This is a genomic window from Chlorogloeopsis sp. ULAP02, from assembly GCF_038404745.2.
Lineage (GTDB): Bacteria > Cyanobacteriota > Cyanobacteriia > Cyanobacteriales > Nostocaceae > Chlorogloeopsis.
Genome location: NZ_JAYKTT020000002.1, coordinates 295,661 through 302,490, shown reverse-complemented (window position 1 = coordinate 302,490; position 6,830 = coordinate 295,661). Strand labels below are relative to the sequence as shown.

The following is a 6,830-nucleotide window of genomic DNA, read 5'->3' as shown; positions in this document are numbered from 1 at the left end:
GATAGTAGGGGAGCCAGTGCGCCCTTGGGGGTTCCCCCGTTGTAGCAACTGGCGTGCGGGTTTTGTTACTAATCTTTCGGTTAAAACCGATGATTTATCTTTTGAACCTACTCGTACAGTAATTAGTTGTTGATTGTTTACCACTAACTACTATCTCTATTAACTACCAAAACCCAAATATCCGCGTGGTGTAATCATCCAGTTGGCATGGATGCGAGTATGAGAGTTGCCAATTAATACTGTAGTCAACATATCAACTGTAACATCAAGTAATTTTTCCAAAGTGGTAAGAGTAATTTCCTCATCTTGACGATAAGCCGATCGCACTACTGCTACTGGTGTGTTGGGATGGCGATACTTGAGAAAGATATCTCTAGCAATTACTAGCTGTTTGGTACGAGCTTGCGATCGCGGATTATATAAAGCTGTAATAAAATCAGCTGCTGCCGCCGCTTCTAAACGCTTTTCTATCACTTCCCAAGGCGTAAGTAAATCGCTTAAGCTAATCGCACAAAAGTCATGCATCAAAGGTGTTCCCACCCGCGATGCCGCAGCTTGCAAAGCGCTAATCCCAGGAAAAATTTGGATGCTCGGTGTTTTCCCATCCCAACCTAGACTTTGCAACTCTTCCAAGACTAAACCTGCCATACCGTAAATTCCACAGTCTCCAGAAGAAATAACTGCTACACTCAATCCCCAGTTGGCTAACTCTATTGCCCGTTGAGCGCGTTGGCGTTCCTTGGTTATTGGTAAAGATTCTACAATCTGCCCAGGAGAAAGCAGAGAATTGATTAAATCTATGTAAAGACTGTAACCAATCACGACTTCTGCACTACTGATGGCAGTTTTAGCAGCTGGCGTTATTTGATCTAATTGCCCCGGCCCGGTGCCAACAAGTAAAATTTTTCCAGTACGTCCGATGTATTCTTTTTCTGCTTCGGCAACTGCAATTGTGACAGCGCCTAGCTCTCTCTGCAATCGAAAAATTTGCTTGGGGACAAATAACCTCACCTCGTCTGCTGCGCATAAAGCAGCAGCTTCAGCCACACTAGGTGTTCCCACTTCTTTTTCCACAACTTGAGAGGGGTTGGGAACAGAAACTATCCGCAGAACATCAGCAGTAAAAGTTTTTAAAGGCCAATCTCGCTCTTGGCAAAGTTCTACTAAACCAACTTCATCAGCTTTAATATCAATCGTGGCAATTCCTGCGATCGCATCTTCTGCCAGTTGATGTTCTCTAAATACCTGTCTAATAGCTGTTTCAATTAAATGGCGAGAACTTCCCCGTTCACAACCAATTCCCACCCACAAAACGCGTGGATGCCAGTAGATTTCGGGGAGTTGGGGAGTGGAAGAAAGTTTGGCAGTAATCCAAATTTTCGCCTTTGGTATTAGGGATGCACCGAACTCAAAAGCATGTCCAGCGGGTAAATGGTTCTGCCACAGAGTAGAACCAGCTTCTTGAATGACTTGTACAATTTCACCCCTTGCCACAGCTGCACTAACACCCGTCCAGTTACCATTACCCCGACGCCAACCAAAGGGAACTCCCAACATATCTACTGCTGTTAGTCCTAAAGCTGTGGAAGCCCCAGTGATCACAGGAGTTGCCTCTAGTTGTAAAGCAATCAAATTTGCTAGCTGATCTCCACCACCTTGATGTCCACTGCACAAACTAATTACAAAATGTCCCGCCTCATCAACTACTACTACCGCCGGATCTATTGATTTGTGTTGCAACAAGGGAGCAATTAGCCGCACTACCGCACCTGTTGCCAAACAAAATACAAAAGCACGCTGCGTCTGCCACAGTTGTGCTATGTGATTTTTTAAAGAGCCTGTGTACGTGTTTGCACCTTTAATTTGGATTAAATCTTCTGGCACCCATAGAGTTGTGCCAGGATTTTGCTCAAGTACTTGTAGCTTTTTTGCACCTGTAATAGTGGTAGCGATCGCAGCAAGTGGAGAAAATTCAGCTAACAGCACTTTGCTAATACCTTCACGTTCTTGAGACAACTATGTGACATATTTCTTTCATTGATATTCACTCCTGCGCTCCTACCGCTTGAAGACACCTTACCACATCCTTATACCCGTTAAACTCCGCCAGCATCAAAGCTGTATAACCACCTTGGTTTTTCATATTTACATCAGCACCGGCTTGTAGCAACACTTGCATGGCTTCAGTGTAATCCCGCGAAGCTGCCCACATTAAAGCTGTTGCTCCTGCTGAGTCTTGAAAATTTACGTCTGCACCTTTTGCTACTAGCTGTTGTACTATTTCTATGTGGTTGCGTTCTGTTGCTTTGATCAAAATCGTTTTCCCATCGTCTCCTTGGCTATTGGCATTAGCACCGTGTTCTAGCAAAATCTGCACAGTTTCAACGTGTCCATGTATTGCTGCCAGCGTCACAGGGACTTCACCAAAATTTTTTGCATTCATATCCGCCCCATGTTGTAGCAGTATCTCAACAATTTGACTATGCCCCTGCAATGCAGCTACAAGTAATGGTGTGTCACCGAGACAATTTCTCGTTTGCAAATTGGCACCCCTACTCAGTAAAACTTTCACTACTTCCGTGTATCCTTCTACAACCGCTAAATGTAGGGCTGTTTCACCATCTTGATCTTGAAAATTCACATCAGCGCCTGCATCCAGTAAAGCTTGGGCGATCGCACTGTGTCCTGCTGCTGCCGCTGCTAATAGTGCTGTGTTGCGATCGCTTACCCCTGCTGCCAACAGTGCTTGCACAACTTTCAAATGTCCCAAGTCAACTGCCAGAAGCAATGCAGTTTCACCATCTTGTTCTTGAAAATTTACATCAGCACCAGCAGTCAATAATGCCTGCACCACGGCGGTGTGTCCCTGCTTGACTGCAAGTTTTAAAGCGGTATCATCATCCTTATCTTTGATATTTACATCTGCACCAGCAGCCAGTATGGCTCGCACCACATCCACATGATTTTTGAGTGCTGCTGCCATCAAAGCGGTACTGCCATCTTCGTTCCTAGCATTTACATCTGCGCCTTTTGATACCAAAAGCCTCACAATATCAAGATGATTGGCACTTGCTGCCAACATTAAAGCTGTCAAACCGTAGCGTTTCCTACGCAAATTAAGGTTTGCTCCAGCATCAATAAGCGATCGCACAATTTCCGTAAAGCCTAAATTGGCAGCAAACATTAACGCCGTTGTGCCATCACGATCGCTCACATCAGGCATTGCACCCGAAGCAAGTAGGACTTGCACCCGCTTGATATCACCACTTTTAGCAGCCGTCAATAAATCTTTAGTCATTAGTCATGAGTCATTAGTCATTGGTTAGTGGTAGGGGCGGGTTTTTACAACAATCTCTCTAGGATGCCGAAATATCTAAATCAACCCACCCGTACAGTGGTTAGTGGTTAATAGTTCTCCCTCTCTCCCACTCTTGTTGTCCCCTTGTCGCCGTGTTTCCTTGTCCCCCACTCTCTTCTCTCATCTCCTCATCATCCCATTCCCCATTCCCAATTAGGGTTATGCTAATTTTTATGAAGATTTAATAAATGGGGCAAAGGCTATGAATCTGGAACTATCGCCATCGGTCAAATATTGGTCACAATTCTTTCACCCAATCCTGATGTGGGCGTTATTGTTATTTAGCATTTATGCTGCCTATTTGGGGCTACAAGTGCAGCGTACTAGAAATGCTCAAGGTGAACAAAAGAAAGAACTAATTAAAGGGAAATATAACGTCAGACACTACCAAATGGGTTCTATACTCCTAGCTTTGATGGTGATAGGCTCTATTGGTGGTATGGCTGTCACCTACATTAATAATGGAAAATTATTTGTTGGCCCGCACTTATTAGCAGGACTTGGCATGACAAGTCTAATTGCTTTATCTGCGTCTCTATCTCCTTATATGCAAAAAGGGGCAAATTGGGCGCGTGCCACTCATATTGTGTTGAATTTTGCCTTATTGGGACTGTTTGCGTGGCAAGCCATCACAGGTGTGCAAATTGTGCAGCGAATTATTAGTAATGCCTAGCTAATAGCTATTAGCCATTAGCTAGTGGCTAATGGCTAATTATTAAATTTTTCATAGATTACTCATTTTTTAGCAGGAAAGGGTATGTCCCACGATTGATGAAAATCTTGCTGTACTTTGCGAGTTAAGCGACGGGAGACTTGGCGGACAATTTGGTTAAGTAGGCGATCGCCTGTAGATTGAATCAAAGGCTTTGGTAATCGCTGAATAAATTTGGGAAAGTAAATGTCAACTGTTAAATTCAATTCCCACTCTACTCGTGTTATGTCCTTTGAATTTGAGGTAGTTTCGTAATTCTGATTTTCTTCTACCAATTGCAGCGAAGCTCGATAATCCACATCATAACCAGGAGCTTGATAGCCAGGAATCGGGATAGTGCGAATCCGGTAAATTCCGTTTTCTGGACAAAGGAGTTCTAAACCAATTTTTGGCTCCACTTCATAACCAAAGGAGCCAAAACGACCAATTAATAAAGCATAGCCATTTTCTCCCAGTGGTTCTACCTTCATTGGCTCGGCACAGCGCGAAAACCACGAATTGTGATTTTGAAGATACTCAGCAACTTTGTCTGCTGAGGCAAACATTTCCATACAATCCTGATAATGACCATAAAAGCGAGTTGATGTTCCTGAAGTTTCTTCTGGAGATGCTTTTTGGCTATCTGCTTGTGCGATCGTCGTTGCTACAGACAAAACGGCTTCTGTTGTTTCAAAGGATTGATATTCTCGATTTCTGGAAATCATAAAGGATGTTTGTATGAACTTTAGTCAATGTCTAAATAAATATTTCCCATCTTCAGAAATACTTTTCGCACTAAGATCCCATTTTGACTGAAAACTTAAAAACAGATCATAAAATTCATGGAATCTCTAAAATAAGAACTAAAACAAACCATACTAGTTTCCCAGGATAGCGTTAATCATGAAAGCTTTTGTAGCAGGGGCAACAGGTGAAACCGGTCGTCGAATCGTAGAAGAACTGATAGCCAGGGGTATTCCTGTTCGCGCTTTGGTGCGAGATATTCAGAAAGCAAGGAGTATTTTGCCTGCTGAAGCCGAACTAGTGCAGGGTGATGTTTTAGATCGACAAAGCCTAACCACTGCTTTAGGAGATTGTACTGTACTGCTGTGTGCTACAGGAGCAAAACCTAGCTTTGATCCAACAGGCCCCTACAAGGTAGATTATGAAGGAACTAAAAATTTAGTCGATGCTGCTAAGACAAAGGGAATAGAGCATTTTGTCTTAGTTTCTTCTTTAGCGGCTTCACAGTTTTTTCATCCCCTAAACTTGTTTTGGTTAATTTTAGTCTGGAAAAAACAAGCTGAGGAGTATATTCAAAAAAGTGGTCTTACGTATACAATTGTCCGCCCAGGTGGCTTGAAAAACGAAGATAACTCCAACCACATCGTGATGCAGAGTGCCGATACTTTATTTGAAGGCAGCATTCCCCGCCAAAAAGTCGCTCAAGTGTGTGTCGAAGCGCTGTTTGAACCAACAGCACGGAATAAAATTGTGGAAATAATAGCTAAACCCGATGCTGCTGTTAAAAGTTTCGGGGAACTATTTGCCAGCATCGCTTGATCCAAGAAATGGGGACTGGGGACTAGGAGAGTAATAAAACAACCACTAACCAATCACCAATACCCAGTCCCCAATCTAGCCGAAACGATCGCGTCAGTTATTGTTAAATTCTTGATGGTAAAAGCAAATTTGAAGAATTGGACTCTCAAAGGCTTTGAACTCAAAGGCGTTGAAAAATTCATCGCGCCATTAGCCACCCTTCTAGTATTCGTATATTTGTTTCAGTGGTACATAATTGACGGTATGCGATCGCGTCCCGATCCCGTTTTTACGGTAAAACAACCACCCTTAGTTATGAAAGGGGGCAATCCTTACATTCGTGCTTTGATGCGAACTATCTCAGCCAGTGAAGCAAGTAGCAACCGCCCTTATTCGATTTTGTACGGTGGACAGCACATCAGCGACTTAAGCCGCCATCCAGAGATATGTGTCACAATTGTCACTGGTCCTAATAAAGGGAATTGTTCAACTGCTGCGGGTAGATATCAAATCATCAATAAAACTTGGTTTTTAGTAGCACCTAAATATCACCCCAAACCTATGCGGTTGATGTTTTGGAATTCTTACAGTTTTGAGGCAGAGTATCAAGATGCAGTTGTGTATCGTTGGTTAAGCGATCCCGAAGTTTGGGGAGTTGATATTCCTCAGCTTTTGCAAAAGGGCAAGCTAAATGAGGTATTGCGACGACTTTCGCCTACATGGACAAGTTTGGGATATGGCATAGAAACTAATTCTGTAAGTCCTTATTTGCCTCAGATTTATCAGAAAATGTTGAAAGAAGAACTAAAGGCAACCAAAAAACCACAACAAAAGGTTGAAAACCGAAACCCATTGTAAATGTGTTGCATTCCCCTCAAGTACAGTCTTCTAAGCATAATCCTTTGATTGATGCCATAGGAAAATTCTCATTTCTTCATTCCAATATCCGCGATCGCTAATTTCACTATCATAACTAGCGATCCAATCAAAGATTTTTTGTGCTTTTCTGAGTGCTTGCTGCTCATTCCGATAAAATCGCGGACTAGGGCGGAATACTTCTCCATTTATATGTATCGCTGCTATCAGCCAATAATCACTATATTCTCCTTCCGGAATAATTTCTAGAAATCCGCCGTTGTAAGGCTCAATAATTCCCAATGTCATTTGTCAAACCAACTAAAATCTAATACATACTAGACTTAGAAAAAATACTCTGTTATCAGGTTAAGCCTGGTAACA

At 42.7% G+C, this 6,830-nt stretch carries 7 protein-coding genes; 3 read left to right on the top strand and 4 right to left on the bottom strand.

The window, feature by feature from the left end:
- Window positions 1-159: 159 nt before the first annotated feature.
- Window positions 160-2,016, bottom strand: a complete 1,857-nt coding sequence (gene cobJ / locus U2718_RS03480) for a precorrin-3B C(17)-methyltransferase (protein ID WP_341995117.1) — start codon at window positions 2,014-2,016, stop codon at window positions 160-162.
- A 28-nt stretch (window positions 2,017-2,044) separates the two neighbouring features.
- Complete coding sequence (locus tag U2718_RS03475; protein ID WP_341995115.1) at window positions 2,045-3,298, bottom strand: ankyrin repeat domain-containing protein; 1,254 nt, start codon at window positions 3,296-3,298, stop codon at window positions 2,045-2,047.
- A gap of 262 nt (window positions 3,299-3,560) precedes the next feature.
- Between U2718_RS03475 and U2718_RS03470 the strand changes: the two genes are divergently transcribed.
- Window positions 3,561-4,031, top strand: coding sequence for a DUF4079 domain-containing protein (locus U2718_RS03470; RefSeq protein WP_341995114.1), 471 nt, complete (start codon window positions 3,561-3,563; stop codon window positions 4,029-4,031).
- Between the two features lie 62 nt (window positions 4,032-4,093).
- Here U2718_RS03470 and U2718_RS03465 read toward each other — a convergent pair whose 3' ends face one another.
- The gene (locus U2718_RS03465; RefSeq protein WP_341995112.1) at window positions 4,094-4,774 is read right to left on the bottom strand and encodes a DUF1997 domain-containing protein; all 681 of its coding nucleotides are present in this window, start codon (window positions 4,772-4,774) and stop codon (window positions 4,094-4,096) included.
- A gap of 178 nt (window positions 4,775-4,952) precedes the next feature.
- On the opposite strand from U2718_RS03465, the gene U2718_RS03460 reads away from it, so the two are divergent.
- Entirely contained in the window at window positions 4,953-5,612 is a 660-nt protein-coding gene (locus tag U2718_RS03460) for an NAD(P)H-binding protein (protein ID WP_341995110.1), read from the top strand.
- Window positions 5,613-5,726: 114 nt separating this feature from the next.
- Window positions 5,727-6,449 (top strand): glycoside hydrolase family protein, encoded by a 723-nt coding sequence (locus U2718_RS03455; RefSeq protein WP_341995108.1) that lies wholly within the window; start codon window positions 5,727-5,729, stop codon window positions 6,447-6,449.
- 30 nt (window positions 6,450-6,479) lie between these two features.
- Here U2718_RS03455 and U2718_RS03450 read toward each other — a convergent pair whose 3' ends face one another.
- Window positions 6,480-6,755, bottom strand: a complete 276-nt coding sequence (locus U2718_RS03450) for a hypothetical protein (protein WP_341995107.1) — start codon at window positions 6,753-6,755, stop codon at window positions 6,480-6,482.
- Window positions 6,756-6,830: the final 75 nt, after the last annotated feature.